Raw genomic sequence first — 15,478 nt, forward strand, 5'->3', positions numbered from 1 at the left:
GGAGTACGTCAGTCGCGCGCGGGTTCCACCGAGTCCACGGCCTGCGCCGTCGTGCGGTCGAAGCGCCCGTCGAGCTTGGCGACGAGGCCGGTGACCTGGCGGGCGATGTCCGGCGCGGTCAGACCGATCTCCGCCATGACCTCCTTGCGGGAGGCGTGGTCGAGGAAGCGCGGCGGGATGCCGAAGTCGCGCAGCGGGATGTCGACGCCCGCGTCGCGCAGGGCCTGCGCGATCGTCGAACCGACGCCGCCGACACGGGAGTTGTCCTCGACGGTGACGACCACCCGGTGCTGCTCGGCGAGCGGGGCCATCGCCTCGTCCACCGGCTTGACCCAGCGCGGGTCGACGACGGTCGTGGAGATGCCCTGCTTGTCCAGGAGGTCGGCGATCTCCAGGCACATCGGGGCGAGCGCGCCGACGGAGACGAGCAGCACGTCGGGCACGTTGGAGCCCGGGGCGCGCAGCACGTCCATGCCGCCGATCCGGCCCACGGCGGGCACGGCCGGGCCGACCGCGCCCTTGGAGAAGCGGACCACGGTCGGCGCGTCCTTCACCTCGACGGCCTCGCGCAGCTGGGCGCGGACCTGGTCAGCGTCGCGCGGCGCGGCAAGCCTGAGGCCCGGCACGACCTGAAGGATCGACATGTCCCACATGCCGTTGTGCGAAGCGCCGTCGGTGCCGGTGACGCCCGCCCGGTCCAGCACGAAGGTGACACCGCACTTGTGCAGGGCCACGTCCATCAGCACCTGGTCGAAGGCGCGGTTGAGGAAGGTCGCGTAGACGGCGAAGACGGGGTGCAGTCCGCCGGTGGCGAGGCCCGCCGCGGAGACGGCGCCGTGCTGCTCGGCGATACCGACGTCGTAGATGCGGTTCGGGAAGGCGTCCGCGAACTTCTTCAGGCCGACCGGCTGCAGCATCGCCGCCGTGATCGCGACGATGTCCTTGCGCTCCTTGCCGAGCTCGACCATCTCGTCGCCGAAGACGGAGGTCCAGTCGGCGCCCGAGGCCTTGATGGGCAGGCCCGTGTCGGGGTGAATGGGGCCGATGCCGTGGAAGCGGTCCGCCTCGTCCTGCAGGGCGGGCTGGTAGCCACGGCCCTTCTCGGTGAGGCAGTGCACGATCACCGGGCCGCCGAAGCGTTTGGCGCGGGCGAGCGCCGACTCCAGGGCCTCGATGTCGTGGCCGTCGATCGGGCCGACGTACTTCAGGCCCAGGTCCTCGAACATGCCCTGCGGGGCGATGAAGTCCTTCAGGCCCTTCTTGGCGCCGTGCAGGGTCTCGTAGAGGGGCCTGCCGACGACCGGGGTGCGCTCCAGGAGGTCCTTGCCGCGGGCCAGGAAGCGCTCGTAGCCGTCCGTGGTGCGCAGGGTCGCCAGGTGGTTGGCGAGGCCGCCGATGGTGGGGGCGTACGAACGCTCGTTGTCGTTGACGACGATGACCAGGGGGCGGTCCTTGGCGTCGGCGATGTTGTTGAGCGCCTCCCAGGCCATGCCGCCGGTGAGGGCGCCGTCACCGATGACGGCGACGACGTGGTCGCTCCGGCCGCGCACCTGGTTGGCCTTCGCGAGGCCGTCGGCCCAGCCGAGGACCGTGGAGGCGTGCGAGTTCTCGATGACGTCGTGCTCGGACTCGGCCTGCGACGGGTAGCCGGACAGGCCGCCCTTCATCTTCAGCTTCGAGAAGTCCTGACGGCCTGTGAGCAGCTTGTGGACGTAGGACTGGTGGCCCGTGTCCCACAGCACCTTGTCCTTGGGTGACTCGAAGACGCGGTGCAGGGCGATGGTGAGCTCCACGACACCGAGGTTGGGGCCGAGGTGGCCGCCTGTCTTGGAGACCGCTTCGACGAGGAAGGTCCTGATCTCGCCGGCCAGCTGGTCCAGCTGCTCCAGGCTGAGCCGGTCCAGATCGCGCGGTCCCCTGATGCGGGTCAGCAGCGGCACCCGTGCCTCCTTGCAATAGAGCTGTTCGAGCTTTGCCGGGTCTGCCGAGTCTAATGTTCCGCCTTTCACGGCGACGTCCGGGCTCCGCCTTGTACGTCGCGCGTTCGACCGTAAATCATCCATACGCACGTTCCCTCCACGGCCGTACCCACCCCCCGTTCACGGACGGGGAAGGCCCCGGGTGCGGACATGGAAGTGCCCGGTACCGCCATTGGTACCGGGCACTTCGTCCAGGGCCGGAAGGGGCCGGACCGCTAGGCGCGGCCTGCCGTCTTCTGGGTCTTACGGGTGACGGCGTCGATGACGACCGTGGCGAGAAGCACACCACCGGTGATCATGTACTGGACCGGAGAGGCGATGCCCTCCAGGGCGAGGCCGTACTGGATCGAGACGATCACGAGGACACCGAGCAGCGCGTTCCAGGTGCGGCCACGGCCACCGAAGAGGCTGGTGCCGCCGATGACGGCCGCCGCGATGGCGTTCATCAGGAGGTCACCGGCGCCCGCACCCTGGTTGGCGGAGGCGATCTTCGAGGCGATGAACAGACCACCGATCGCGGCGAAGGTACCGGAGATCGCGAAGACCGAGATCCGGACCATCTCCACGTTTATGCCCGCACGCCGGGAGGCCTCGACGCTGCCGCCGAGCGCGAAGATCTTGCGCCCGTACGAGGTACGGCGCAGCAGGAAGTCCGTGAGCAGCAGCACCGCGATGAAGATCACCACGGCCAGCGGCAGACCCTTGTACTGGTTGTAGACGATCGCCACGGCGAAGGCGAGGATCGCCAGGAGCACAGTTCGCGCGATGGTCTCGCCCAGCGGCGCCGACGGCACACCGGCGGCCTCGCGGCGGCGGTTGCCGAAGTACGAGGTGAGGAAGTACACCGCGGTCACGACGATCGCGAGCGCGTAGGCGGCGGCCACATCGGTGAAGTAGTAGCTGGTCAGCTTGGCGACGACGCCTTCGCTGTCCAGGTTGATGGTGCCGTTGCTGCCGAGGATCTGGAGCATGAAGCCGTTCCAGAACAGCAGACCCGCCAGCGTGACGGCGAAGGCCGGCACACCGATGCGCGCGAACACAAAGCCGTGGATCGCGCCGGCGGCCGTGCCGGTGAGGATGGCCAGCACGAAGGCCAGCCACTCGTTCATGCCGTGCGTGACATTCAGCACCGCGAAGGCGGCGCCCGCGACACCGGAGACCGAACCGACCGACAGGTCGATCTCGCCGAGCAGCAGCACGAAGACGATGCCGACGGCGATCATGCCCGTGCCGACCATGGCGACGGAGATGTCGGACAGGTTGCCCGCGGTGAGGAAGTTCGAGTTCAGGCTGGCGAAGATCGCCCAGATGATGATCAGGCCGATGACGACGGGAATGGAGCCCAGGTCGCCGGACTTCATCTTCCGCTTGAACTCGGTGACATAGCCCTTGAGGCCCTCTTCGCGGACCAGCAGCCGGGGGTCGACCGCGGTGACCGCGTCGTGCGCCGCCTCGGGGTTCTCCACGACGTGCTCGTCGGGGGTGGCGGAGGTCTTGTCGATGCTCACTTCTGAGCCTCCCCATTGCTGCGCGCCGCACGACGGGTCACGGCGTTCTCCGTGGCGCCCGTGATGGCGGAGATGATCTCTTCCTGGGAGGTCGACTTGACCTCGAAGACGCCGTTGTTGCGCCCGAGGCGCAGGACGGCGACCTTGTCGGCCACTGCCTTCACATCGGCCATGTTGTGGCTGATGAGGATGACCGCGTGACCGCGCTCGCGCAGCCGCTCGACCAGGTCCAGGACCTGGGCGGTCTGCTCGACACCGAGGGCCGCGGTCGGCTCGTCGAGGATGACGAGCTTGGGCTCGCCGAGCATCGAACGGGCGATCGCCACCGTCTGGCGCTGACCGCCGGAGAGCGAGGCGATCGGGATACGGACGCTGGGGATGCGGATGGACAGCGTGTCCAGCAGCTCGCGGGAGCGGCGCTCCATCTCGACCTCGTCCAGGACACCGCGCTTCTTCAGCTCGCGGCCCAGGTAGAGGTTGCCGACGACGTCGATGTTGTCGCACAGCGCGAGGTCCTGGTAGACGGTCGCGATGCCCAGCGCCTGCGCGTCGTGCGGCTTGTTGATCTGGACGGACTTGCCGTCCCACTCGATGGCGCCTTCATCGATGGGGTGCACGCCGGCGATCGTCTTGACCAGCGTGGACTTTCCGGCGCCGTTGTCGCCCACCAGGGCGACCACTTCACCGGCGTGGACCTCAAGCTCTACGTCGGTGAGCGCCTGGACGGCACCGAATCGCTTGGAGACCCCGCGCAACGCCAGGACAGGCGTAGCGGACACGTGAACCATCTCCTTCGCCGCCTGACCCGGCGGGAGGTTGTGCAGAAGTTTGTGGAGGGGGGTTGTTCCGTCCGGCGCCCCGCCTAGCTTGCGGGGCTGTTGATGCGGGGCGCCGGAGGGGCTCAGTACGCAAGTCCCGTACGGGAATTCAAGAACGAATTCCCGTACGTGGATAGAGACTTGCGGTGGCTTACTTCAGACCGATCTTGTCGCAGTCGGCCTTGTACGCGGCGGTGCAGATGTCGCTGACCGTGTAGACGCCGTCCTTGATGACGGTGTCCTTGATGTTGTCCTTGGTCAGCGAGGTGACCGCGACGAGCACCGACGGGACGGCCTTGGTGGTCGGGCTGTCGACCTTGTCCTTGGCGATCGAGTCGAGCGACTTGCCCTGGGCGAGCGCGACGGCCATCTCGGCGGCGGCGTCGGCCTCCGGGGCGTACGGCTTGTAGACGCTCATGTACTGGGTACCGGCGACGATGCGCTGCACACCCGCGAGTTCGGCGTCCTGGCCGGTGACCGGGACGGAGATGCCCGCGGCCTTCAGGGCGGTGATGATACCGCCGGCCATGCCGTCGTTGGCGGAGTAGACGCCAACGATGTTCTTCTTGCCGATAGCCGAGATGGCGCCCTCCATGTTGGAGTTGGCGTTCTCCGGCTTCCACTCCTTGGTGTCGTACTCCTTGCCGACGTTCACCTTGCCGTCGAGCACCTCGTGGGCGCCGGCCTTGAACTGAGCGGCGTTCGGGTCGGTGACCGACCCGTTCATCATGACGATCTTGCCGTCCTTGGCCTTGGAGCCAAGAGCCTTGAGGAGGGCCTCGCCCTGCGTCTTGCCGACGGTCTTGTTGTCGAACGAGGTGTAGGCGTCGATCGGGCCCTGCGCGAGACGGTCGTAGGCCACGACAGGGATGCCCGCGTCCTTGGCCTTCTGGACCGAGTTCTTGATGGCGGCAGCGTCCACAGCGTCCACGATCAGCACGTCCACCTTGTTGGTGATCATCGTGTCGACCTGCTGGTTCTGCGTGCTGGCGTCCTGCTTGGCGTTGGCGTAGACGACCTCGCCCTTGTTGTTCGTCAGCTCCTTGATCTTCTTCTCGATCAGGACCTTGTCGAACTTCTCGTAACGCGCGGTCTGGTTCTCGGGAAGGAGCAGACCGACCTTGATCGCGTCGCCCTTCTTGGCAGAGCTGGAGCTGTCGCTCTTGTCACCGGACTCCTTGGCACTGCCACAGGCGGCCAGCGAGACGGCCATCGCACCAGCGGCAACGGCAACGGCGGCACGACGCATACGCGTGTTCACTTCAGAAACCTCCCTGACGAGGCCGCGTCGTTGCGGCCGAGGTGGCTGGAAGTCAACTCGGCCACACGTGCGACGTCAAGAAGTAAATACTTAACGAGATGGCAACGGTGCCATGCGTTCTCTAAGTGAAGGCAGGGGCGGCAGCAGACAGCGATCCGTCCAAAAGGGTCGAATCGCCCATCTCGCTGAGCGCGAGGGCGAGCGCGCCTAGAACCTCCGCGCGGCCCCCAAGTGCCCCTGGCAACACCGAGAGTTGACGTGCGGCACTGGGGATCGCGTAGCGGCCGACCGACTCCCTGATGGGCCCGAGAACCAGTTCCCCGGCCTCGGCGAGATCGCCGCCGAGGACCACCCGGCTCGGGTTCAGCAAATTGCAGAGATTCGCGACTCCGCTGCCGATATGACGACCGACGTCGGCGATCACCCGACGACAGCCCGGATCCCCGTCCCGCGCCAGCCTGACCACGCCGTCCATGGTCAGATCGGTGCCGTGGCTGGATTGAAGGAGCGGCAGCACATAGCGCGCCGCGGCAAAGGTCTCCAGACAACCCCGGTTGCCACAGCGGCAGACGGGGCCGGATTCATCAAGGGTGATATGGCCGATTTCTCCCGCGGTGCCGCCGGGCCCGCGGTAGATCTTGCCGTCGATCACCAGACCCGCGCCGACACCGCTGGCGACCTTGATGTACGCCAGGTCCTTGACCCCGCGCCCACTCCCCCAGACCATCTCGCCGAGCGCGCCCAGGTTGGCGTCGTTGTCCACGTGCACGGGCACGCCGAGCCGCCCCCGCAGCTCCTCGGCGGGCTTCGCGCCGGTCCAGCCCGGCAGGATGGCGGTGGACCCGAGGGTCCCCGACTCCACGTCGATCGGGCCGGGCACGCCGAGCCCCACACCCGCGATCTTGGACCGGTCGACCCCGGTCGCCGCGATCAGGCGGCTGACCAGCTCTTCAGCCCGGTCGAAGCCCTGCGCGGCGGAGGCGTCCACATCCAGCGGCTCGGACTCCTCGGCCAGCACCTGGTGGGCGAGGTTCCCGACCGCGACGCGCAAATGCGTGTGCCCGAAGTCGACACCGATGACGATGCCGGCGTCGCCGCTCAGACTGACGCTACGGGCCCTGCGGCCGCCCGCCGAAGTGGGTGTGACCTCGACCGTTCCGCCGTCCTTGAGCTCTCGGACGATATTGGAAACGGTCGCGGCGGACAGGCCCGTCGTCCTCGCGATCTCCGCCTGCGTGAGCGAACCGGCAAGGCGCACCGCACGTACGACGCGCTCCAGATTGGCTCGGTGCAGCGACGACTGCGACCCCGGAGTCTCCACGACGACCTCCCGCGTACGAGGCCGCCACGATGAGGCCCCGCCTATGTCCAACTAGTGAACTCTAAGCTGAGCTGTTTGGGTTAGCTCCCGTCAAGAGGTTGAGCTGGATCGAGCGCGGATGAGCACACACGTACGGATCGAATCCCGGGCGTGGACCGGCACGCTCCGTTGCCGGAGCCCGCGGGTCCGCCACAGCCCAGCCCCGGACCGCGCGTCCCTACCGGCAGAGGGCCACCTCGCCACCTGTGACCTTGGTCATACATGGATCAGTTACAAGTCGTCGACTTCTCGGCCCGTGAATGATCAAGGCCGCCGTCTCGACCGTTCACCCCTCGTCGCGCTCCCGACCGCCCCCTACGACATGACGGTCACAGGTCGCGGCCACGCGCCCTCGCGTCACGCGGGAGGAGGTGCGGATGCGGGTGCGGCGACGGACACCCACGCCGAGCGTGCGCGATCACGCACGTCGACCCCGGCGACGACATCGGCAGGCCCGGCGAGGCCGCACCGACGACAGAGGAAGCAATCCCGAGTGCCACACCGCCGCACCGGGCCCAGACCGACGGGCGATGCGGAGAACCGCTGAGGGGTGCGCGATGGCGGGTGGGCGGGCCTGGCCCCGTTCGTACCGGGACCTGTGGCCACCCCGCGAGTCGAGGACGCGGCGTGCGAGGGCCGGTGCTGCCGCGCGGTGAATACCGCGTCCACTGAGGCGCCAAAAGGGTGGACAGGCGGCTGCCCCGGAGAGCGGGAGCGTGATCCGGATACCGCGTCCCCGGGTCGTACCGCTGTCCGCCCGGCCGCCGTTGTGCACAGCGGCGGCCGAGCGGTACCCGGCCCGGAAGGGCGGGTCGGGGCCCTACTTGAGCGTCGCCGAGGTGAGCCCCGCCTGGACCTGGCGCTGGAAGGAGAGGTACACGACGAGCATGGGGATCATCGCGATCGTCACGCCCGCGAAGAGGACGGGGAGGTCGGTGGCGTACCCCTGCTGTTGCTGGAGCTGGATGAGGCCCTGGGTGAGAACGTAGCGTTCCGGATCCGAACTGTTCTGTGGCTGCATCAGAACGGACGGCAGGATGTACTGATTCCACTGGCCCAGCACATTGAAGATGCCGACGCTCAGCAGGCCGGGCTTGGCCATCGGGAGCATGACCTGGAAGAACGCCCGGGTGTGCGACGCGCCGTCGAGCACGGCCGCCTCGAAGACCGCGGTGGGCAGCGTGCGGAAGAACGCGTGCATGAAGAACACGGTGAACGGCATCGAGTAGGCGACGTACACCAGGATCAGACCCTGGTACGTGTTCAACATGTCGAGGCGTTTGACCATGAAGAACAGCGGGACGAGGGCGAGGAAGACCGGGAACATCGCCCCGCCGACGAAGAAGTAGTAGATGAGCCGGTTGCCCGGAAACTCGTAGCGGGCCAGCACGTACGCCGCCATCGAGCCGAAGAGCATGGTCAGCGGGACCGAGAACACCAGCACGATGAGGGTGTTCGCGAAGTAGTCGCCGATGCCCTTGTTCCAGGCCCTGCTGAAGACGTCCAGCTGCCAGTTCGAGGGCCAGCCCAGGGCCGAGCCGCCGATCTGCGCATCGGTCTTGAAGGAGCTCAGGATCAGCCACAGCAGCGGCAGGATGATCAGCACGGCCCACAGGATGAGGAATCCGTGCGAGAAAACGTTGAGGGTGAGTCCCTCGCTGCGCCGGTCGCCGGGGCGCGGCGGTGCCTTCTTGACCGCTCGTTGCGGGGGTACGCCGTCGCCGGCGACCTTCGTCGGCTCGGTGATGGGTGCGCTCATGGTCGTCTGTCTCCCGCTCAGAACTCGATGCGCTCGCGGCGGGTGGCGCGCAGCGTGACGACGGACAGGATGAGGGTGAGGAGGAGCATGATGACGCCCATGGCGCAGGCGTAGCCGCTCTTTCCGTAGTAGAGGAAGTTGCGCATCATGACGTTCGCCATGACCTCGCTGTGGTGGTCGGGTCCGCCTCCGTACCCGGTTCCCTGGGTCATGGTCGAGACGAGCACGAACATGTCCATCGCGATGATGCCGAGATAGACCCAGGCGGTCTGCACGGTGTCCCACAGCAGCGGCAGCGTGACGCGGAAGAACGTGTGGGTGCGGCTCGCGCCGTCGAGCAGGGCGGCCTCGTAGATGTCCCTCGGGATGGACTGCATGGCGGCGGAGAACAGCACCAGATAGAAGCCGACGCCGTGCCAGACGACCACCGCCATCAGGCACCAGAGCACCAGATTGGGCTCGTTCATCCACTCGATGGGATTGTTCGCGTCGACCAGGCCCAGCTTGATCAGCAGGCCGTTGAGCAGACCGCCGCTGTCACTGCGGTAGAGCGCTCCGAAGAGCACCGCGACGATCGCGAGCGACAGGACCTGCGGGAAGAAGTAGACGATCTTGTAGAAGCGGGATCCCGCGACGCCCGACACACCGCCGGCGCCGCCCCGCCCGCCCGCATTCACCATGAAGGCGAAGAAGAGGGCGAGCAGGATGGTGATCACCGGGATGAACACCAGGAACAGGATGTTGTGCCAGATCGCCTTCAGGAATACATCGTCCTGGAACAGCGCCTTGTAATTGTCCAGGCCGACGAAACTGAACGTCTGCGACTGGCCCTGCCAGTCGGTGAACGAGTAGCCGATGGTCTGTATGTACGGCCAGATCACGAAGATCAGATACAGCGCCAAAGGTGCGAGGAGAAACCCCGCGACGAACCGGTACTGCCCTTTTCGCATGGCATCCTGCCCCTGGTGTTCCGGGTGTGCGAACCCTGATGTTCCGGGTGTGCGTGATCAGTCGCGGTGGTTCTTCTTGGACGCCGGGTCCTTGGCCGCCTTGTCGACGGCCGCCTGGGCCCGCTTCAGCCATTCCTTCGGCTGAATTCGCTTGGACATCAGCTCGTTGGACGCGTTCTGAATGGAGACGTCCATCTCGCTGTACCAGTTGGGGTACAGGTAGTTGAAGGTATTGTCGCCCGCCGCCTTGGAGGCCTCAACCGTCGACTGCGTACCGGGGCGCAGCGTGACGCCGTCACTCACGCCGTCCTTGAGGATGGTGAGCGAGTTGGCCTTCTGCGCGAAGAGCGTCGACCACTCCTTGGAGAGCATGGAGCGCATGAACTCCTTGGCCTGGGGCAGGTTGGCGGCCTTCGCGGGGATGATGAAGGGCTCGCCGGAGCCGGCCCGGATCGCCTCGAACGGCAGCTTGCTGTCCGGCAGGCTGGGCATCGGCATGAACTTCATGTCGAAGTCGGAAGGGGTCTGCTTGAGCTGCTCGTTCTCCAGCCAGGAACCACAGGTGATGAACGCGGCCTTGTACTGGTTCCAGCGGGTCTGCGACTCGGTGTGGGTCAGGCCGTTGGTGCCGGCCATCAGGTAGCCCTTCTCGACGACCTCGTAGATCGCGTCGATGGCCGCCTGGGCGGCGTCGCTGCCGACGAACGCCTTGGGGTCGAGGTTGTCGATCGCCTTCATGGCGTCCAGACCGCCCTTCTTGGCGATCAGGTCCATGATGGCGACGTTGATGTAGTACGGGTACTTGCCCTGGTGGGCAAGCCCGCCGATGCCCTGCGACTTGGCGTCCTTGCAGATCGCGAGGAAGTCGTCCCAGGTCTTCGGAACCTCCCAGCCCTTCTCCTTGAAGAGCTTGCCGGAGTACCACAGACCCCACACCGTGTAGATGTAGTTGAGGGCCACGACCTTGCCGCCCTGCAGGCCCGGGTCGAGCGTGCCGGGGATCAGGGTGTCGCGGACCTTCTTGCTCGGGTCGTCGATGGACGGCGCGTCGAGCACCGGAGCCAGGTCGAGCAGGTTGCCGTTCTTGTAGAGCACGTCCAGCTTGATCTGCTGGGCGCCGGAGTCGTCGACGACGTCCGGCGGGTTGCCGCCGTTGAAGCGGGGCTGGAGCTTGCCGGTGATCTCCTGGGTACCGGTGTGGGCGGTGGTGGTGCCCCACTTCTTGTCGAAGGCGGCTTCCCAGGCCTTGGCGTAGTCGTCGCCGTAACCACCCTTGAAGACGACGACTTCGAGCTTGCCGCCCTTCTCCAGGCCGAAGGGGTTGGCCTTGCTGGTCTTGCCGGTGCCCTTGTCGCCGGAGTTGTTGTCATCGCCTCCGCCGCTCGCACACGCGGACAGGAAGCTCATCGTCGGTACGGAGATCAGGCCGAGTGCCGCCGACCGCTTGATCAGATCACGGCGGCCGACACCCTCGGGGTTGCTGTTCTCGGCGGAAGTGGATCCCATGCTCAAGTCCTCGCCTTCTCCAGGACTCAGGCGGTGAACCGGATCCTCCCCGGCACCGCGGTTAGGTCAAGCTGGGGTCGTGCGTGGGGGATTCAGTGGGGCGACGCGACGGTAGGTGTATGTGACACGGTCCGCTGCCTCCCGTTTTCCCCCCTGGGTCCTGCCAGTCCACGGCCGTCGAACGGCTTGGCAGACGCCGACAGGTATAGTCCACTTCCCGCCAACGGAGCAAGATCGAATGCAGGTTTGCCGGTGGGTCTTTTCCGAGTTGAGACCTCGCGGAAATATGGGACGCCTGTGCACGGCTCCGGCGAAGATCGACAGGGTGCCAACCTCCCACATTGGGAGGAATGCGCAGCTCGTCGTGCGGTATTCACCCCGGACGCCCCACCCAACACCCTTGACATCACTGACAACTTGGCGCCCAAATGGTCCTTGCGCAGCAAAGTTGACAACGTTGTCCAAGCGCAGGGAGGGTGCTCGCACATGCAGCACAGGGCTCGGTACAGACAGAGTTCTATCGCTCGGTTCGGATGGGGTTCCTCAACGGTCATGGGGGTGGCAGCGCTTTCTCTGGTTGTCGCCTCGCAGGGCGTGGCGGTCGCCCTGCCCACCCAAGCGACGGCCACGGACCGTGAGTTCACCTCCTCCTTCGAATCGGGTGATCCCACTCCGGACTGGCTCAATACGGTCGATACAGCGCCAGACGGCACCAAACGATCGTCCGGTGTCGACGGCGGATACAGCACCGGCATCCCCGGCAATGTCACCGACCACGTCACCGACGTCCGCGCCAGCGGTGAGAACACCGGCGCGGGCGAGGTGAAGGAGAACCTCGTCGACGGCGAGTCGAGCACCAAGTGGCTGACCTTCGAGCCCACCGGCTGGGCGGAGTTCGACCTGGACGCCCCGGTCAAGGTCGTCACGTACGCGCTTACTTCGGCCAACGATCACGACGAGCGCGACCCGCAGGACTGGACCCTCCAGGGCTCCACGGACGGCAAGGACTGGAAGACCCTCGACACCCGCTCCGGCGAGTCCTTCGGCGAGCGGTTCCAGACGAAGTCGTACGACATCGCGAGCCCCGTCGAGTACCAGCACTTCCGGCTCGATGTCACGAAGAACAACGGCGGCGACATCCTCCAGCTGGCCGACGTGCAGTTCTCGACGGGTCAGAGCGACGACCCGACGCCCAAGGACATGCTCTCGCTGGTGGACCGCGGCCCGAGCGGCTCGCCCACCGCGAAGGCGGGCGCGGGCTTCACCGGCAAGCGGGCGCTGCGCTACGCCGGTACGCACAAACCGGACGGCCGGGCCTACTCGTACAACAAGGTCTTCGACGTGAACGTGGCCGTCGAGCGGGACACCGAGCTGTCGTACCGGATCTTCCCGTCCATGGCGGACGGCGACCGGGACTACGACGCCACGAATGTGGCGGTGGACCTGGTCTTCACCGACGGCAGCTACCTCAGTGACCTCCACGCGACGGACCAGCACGGCTTCGCGCTGACGCCGCAGGGGCAGGGCGCGGCCAAGGTGCTGTACGTCAATCAGTGGAACAACGTGGCCTCGCGGATCGGTTCGGTCGCTTCCGGCAAAACCGTGGACCGGATCCTGCTGGCGTACGACTCGCCGAAGGGTCCCGCGAAGTTCCGCGGCTGGCTGGACGACGTCTCGCTGCGCGTGAAGCAGCCCGAGAAGCCGAAGGCCCATCTGTCCGACTACGCGTCGACCATCCGCGGCACCAACTCCAGCGGCGGCTTCTCGCGCGGCAACAACTTCCCGGCAACGGCCGTCCCGCACGGCTTCAATTTCTGGACGCCGGTCACCAACGCGGGCTCACTGAGCTGGCTCTATGACTACGCACGCGCAAACAACTCGGACAATCTGCCCACGATCCAGGCGTTCAGCGCGAGCCATGAGCCCAGCCCCTGGATGGGGGACCGGCAGACCTTCCAGGTGATGCCGTCCGCCGCGTCGGGCACCCCGGACACCGGCCGGGAGGCCCGCGAGCTCGCCTTCCGGCACGAGAACGAGACCGCGCGCCCGTACTACTACGGGGTGACGTTCGACAACGGCCTCAAGGCGGAGATGGCGCCGACGGACCATGCGGCCTCGTTGAGGTTCACCTACCCCGGTGACGACGCGAGCGTGGTCTTCGACAACGTCACCGAGCAGGCGGGGCTGACGCTCGACAAGGAGAACGGGATCGTCACCGGATACTCGGATGTGAAGTCCGGGCTGTCGACGGGGGCGACACGGCTCTTCGTGTACGGGGTGTTCGACGCGCCGGTCACGGACGGGAGCTCGTCGGGGGTCAAGGGGTACCTGAAGTTCAAGGCCGGCACCGACCACACCGTCACCCTGCGCCTCGCCACCTCGCTCATCAGCACCGACCAGGCCAAGGACAACCTCCGTCAGGAGATTCCCGACGGCACGTCCTTCGGCACGGTCAAGGACCGGGCGCAGAAGCAGTGGGACAGGCTGCTCGGCAAGGTCGAGGTCGAGGGGGCGACTCCGGACCAGCTGACCACGCTCTACTCCAGCATGTACCGGCTGTACCTGTACCCCAACTCCGGCTTCGAGAAAGTCGATTCGAAGTACCAGTACGCGTCGCCGTTCTCACCGATGCCGAGCCCGGACACCCCGACCCATACGGGCGCGAAGATCGTCGACGGCAAGGTGTACGTCAACAACGGTTTCTGGGACACCTATCGGACGACCTGGCCGGCCTATTCCCTGCTGACACCTGGTCAGGCGGGCGAGATGGTCGACGGATTCGTGCAGCAGTACAAGGACGGCGGCTGGACCTCGCGCTGGTCCTCGCCGGGTTACGCGGACCTGATGACCGGCACCTCGTCGGACGTGGCGTTCGCGGACGCCTATGTGAAGGGGGTCGACTTCGACGCGGAGTCCGCGTACGCCGCGGCCCTGAAGAACGCGACCGTCGTCCCGCCCGCATCGGGCGTGGGCCGCAAGGGCATGTCGACCTCCCCCTTCCTCGGCTACACCAGCACGAACACGGGTGAGGGCCTGTCGTGGGCCATGGAGGGATACGTCAACGACTACGGCATCGCGGAGATGGGCCGGGCGCTCTACAAGAAGACGGGCAAGAAGCGCTACAAGGAGGAGTCGGAGTACTTCCTCAACCGCGCCCAGGACTACGTGAACCTCTTCGACTCCAAGGCCGGCTTCTTCCAGGGCCGCGACGACAAGGGCGACTGGCGGGTCGAGTCGTCGAAGTACGACCCGCGCGTGTGGGGCTACGACTACACCGAGACGAACGGCTGGGGCTACGCGTTCACGGCGCCGCAGGACTCGCGGGGACTCGCCAACCTGTACGGCGGCCGGAGCGGGCTGGCACAGAAGCTCGACGCGTACTTCGCGACGCCCGAGACGGCCTCGCCCGACTTCGTGGGCTCGTACGGCGGGGTCATCCATGAGATGACCGAGGCCCGTGACGTACGGATGGGCATGTACGGGCACTCCAACCAGGTGGCGCACCACGTGAATTACATGTACGACGCGGCGGGCCAGCCCTGGAAGACCCAGAAGAACGTCCGCGAGGTCCTCTCCCGCCTCTACACCGGCAGCGAGATCGGGCAGGGTTACCACGGCGACGAGGACAACGGCGAGCAGTCGGCCTGGTACCTCTTCTCCTCGCTCGGCTTCTACCCGCTGGTGATGGGCAGCGGCGAATACGCCATCGGCTCCCCGCTGTTCACCAAGGCGACGGTTCACCTGGAGAACGGCAAGGACCTGGTCGTCAAGGCGCCCAAGAACAGCGCGAAGAACGTGTACGTGCAGGACCTGAAGGTCAACGGCAAGAAGTGGACGTCGACTTCGCTCCCGCACTCGCTCATCTCGCGGGGTGGAGTGCTGGAGTTCGACATGGGTGCCAAGCCGTCCTCCTGGGGCAGCGGCAAGAACGCGGCGCCCGTGTCGATCACACAGGACGACAAGGTGCCCGCACCCCGCACGGACACGCTCAAGGGGGACGGCGCGCTCTTCGACAACACGTCGGCGACGGACGCGACCGTCACGTCCGTGGATCTGCCGGTCTCCGCGGCCACCAAGGGCGTTCAGTACACCCTGACGTGCTCGTCGGACCACGCGTCGGCTCCGACCGGCTGGGTTCTGCAGGGTTCGTCCGACGGCAGCCAGTGGACCGACCTCGACAAGCGCTCGGGCGAGTCCTTCACCTGGGACAGGCAGACCCGGGCGTTCACGGTCGCGGACCCGGGCTCGTACGCGCACTACCGGCTGGTCCTCGACGGCGAGGCGACGCTCGCGGAGGTGGAGCTGCTCGGCTGACGCACATTCCCCCACGGGAGAGG

Annotated in this window: 9 protein-coding genes; 1 reads left to right on the forward strand and 8 read right to left on the reverse strand. The window is 66.7% G+C overall.

Annotation, left to right across the window (positions count from 1 at the left end):
• Positions 1 to 8: 8 nt before the first annotated feature.
• The 8 genes from dxs to ngcE all read right to left on the reverse strand — a co-directional run bounded on the left by dxs (position 9) and on the right by ngcE (position 11,141).
• Positions 9 to 1,940 carry a 1-deoxy-D-xylulose-5-phosphate synthase gene (dxs, locus tag ACIBK0_RS26650; protein WP_399084932.1) on the reverse strand — a complete coding sequence of 644 codons (1,932 nt, stop codon included), beginning with the start codon at positions 1,938 to 1,940 and terminating at the stop codon, positions 9 to 11.
• 254 nt (positions 1,941 to 2,194) lie between these two features.
• Positions 2,195 to 3,487, reverse strand: a complete 1,293-nt coding sequence (locus ACIBK0_RS26655) for a sugar ABC transporter permease (protein ID WP_399084935.1) — start codon at positions 3,485 to 3,487, stop codon at positions 2,195 to 2,197.
• Positions 3,484 to 4,275, reverse strand: a complete 792-nt coding sequence (locus ACIBK0_RS26660) for an ATP-binding cassette domain-containing protein (RefSeq protein WP_399084938.1) — start codon at positions 4,273 to 4,275, stop codon at positions 3,484 to 3,486. Before ACIBK0_RS26660 ends, ACIBK0_RS26655 begins: the two co-directional genes overlap by 4 nt.
• Positions 4,276 to 4,456: 181 nt before the next feature.
• Positions 4,457 to 5,554 (reverse strand): substrate-binding domain-containing protein, encoded by a 1,098-nt coding sequence (locus ACIBK0_RS26665; RefSeq protein ID WP_399085101.1) that lies wholly within the window; start codon positions 5,552 to 5,554, stop codon positions 4,457 to 4,459.
• Positions 5,555 to 5,687: 133 nt separating this feature from the next.
• Complete coding sequence (locus tag ACIBK0_RS26670; RefSeq protein WP_399084941.1) at positions 5,688 to 6,887, reverse strand: ROK family protein; 1,200 nt, start codon at positions 6,885 to 6,887, stop codon at positions 5,688 to 5,690.
• An 859-nt stretch (positions 6,888 to 7,746) separates the two neighbouring features.
• The gene (locus ACIBK0_RS26675) at positions 7,747 to 8,685 is read right to left on the reverse strand and encodes a carbohydrate ABC transporter permease (RefSeq protein WP_399084944.1); all 939 of its coding nucleotides are present in this window, start codon (positions 8,683 to 8,685) and stop codon (positions 7,747 to 7,749) included.
• Between the two features lie 17 nt (positions 8,686 to 8,702).
• A complete protein-coding gene (locus ACIBK0_RS26680) occupies positions 8,703 to 9,635 on the reverse strand; it encodes a carbohydrate ABC transporter permease (protein ID WP_399084948.1) in 933 nt (310 codons plus the stop codon).
• A gap of 57 nt (positions 9,636 to 9,692) precedes the next feature.
• Positions 9,693 to 11,141 carry an N-acetylglucosamine/diacetylchitobiose ABC transporter substrate-binding protein gene (gene ngcE / locus ACIBK0_RS26685; RefSeq protein ID WP_399084951.1) on the reverse strand — a complete coding sequence of 483 codons (1,449 nt, stop codon included), beginning with the start codon at positions 11,139 to 11,141 and terminating at the stop codon, positions 9,693 to 9,695.
• A 486-nt stretch (positions 11,142 to 11,627) separates the two neighbouring features.
• Between ngcE and ACIBK0_RS26690 the strand changes: the two genes are divergently transcribed.
• Complete coding sequence (locus ACIBK0_RS26690; protein WP_399084954.1) at positions 11,628 to 15,455, forward strand: GH92 family glycosyl hydrolase; 3,828 nt, start codon at positions 11,628 to 11,630, stop codon at positions 15,453 to 15,455.
• Positions 15,456 to 15,478 lie beyond the last annotated feature (23 nt).

The organism is Streptomyces sp. NPDC050564, from assembly GCF_044457265.1.
GTDB lineage: Bacteria > Actinomycetota > Actinomycetes > Streptomycetales > Streptomycetaceae > Streptomyces.

Coding starts and splice junctions, on each gene's coding strand:
- ACIBK0_RS26675 (WP_399084944.1), bottom strand. CDS start 8,685: ATGAGCGCACCCATCACCGAGCCGACGAAGGTCGCCGGCGACGGCGTA.
- ACIBK0_RS26660 (WP_399084938.1), bottom strand. CDS start 4,275: ATGGTTCACGTGTCCGCTACGCCTGTCCTGGCGTTGCGCGGGGTCTCC.
- ACIBK0_RS26680 (WP_399084948.1), bottom strand. CDS start 9,635: ATGCGAAAAGGGCAGTACCGGTTCGTCGCGGGGTTTCTCCTCGCACCT.
- ACIBK0_RS26665 (WP_399085101.1), bottom strand. CDS start 5,554: ATGCGTCGTGCCGCCGTTGCCGTTGCCGCTGGTGCGATGGCCGTCTCG.
- ACIBK0_RS26690 (WP_399084954.1), top strand. CDS start 11,628: ATGCAGCACAGGGCTCGGTACAGACAGAGTTCTATCGCTCGGTTCGGA.
- ngcE (WP_399084951.1), bottom strand. CDS start 11,141: ATGGGATCCACTTCCGCCGAGAACAGCAACCCCGAGGGTGTCGGCCGC.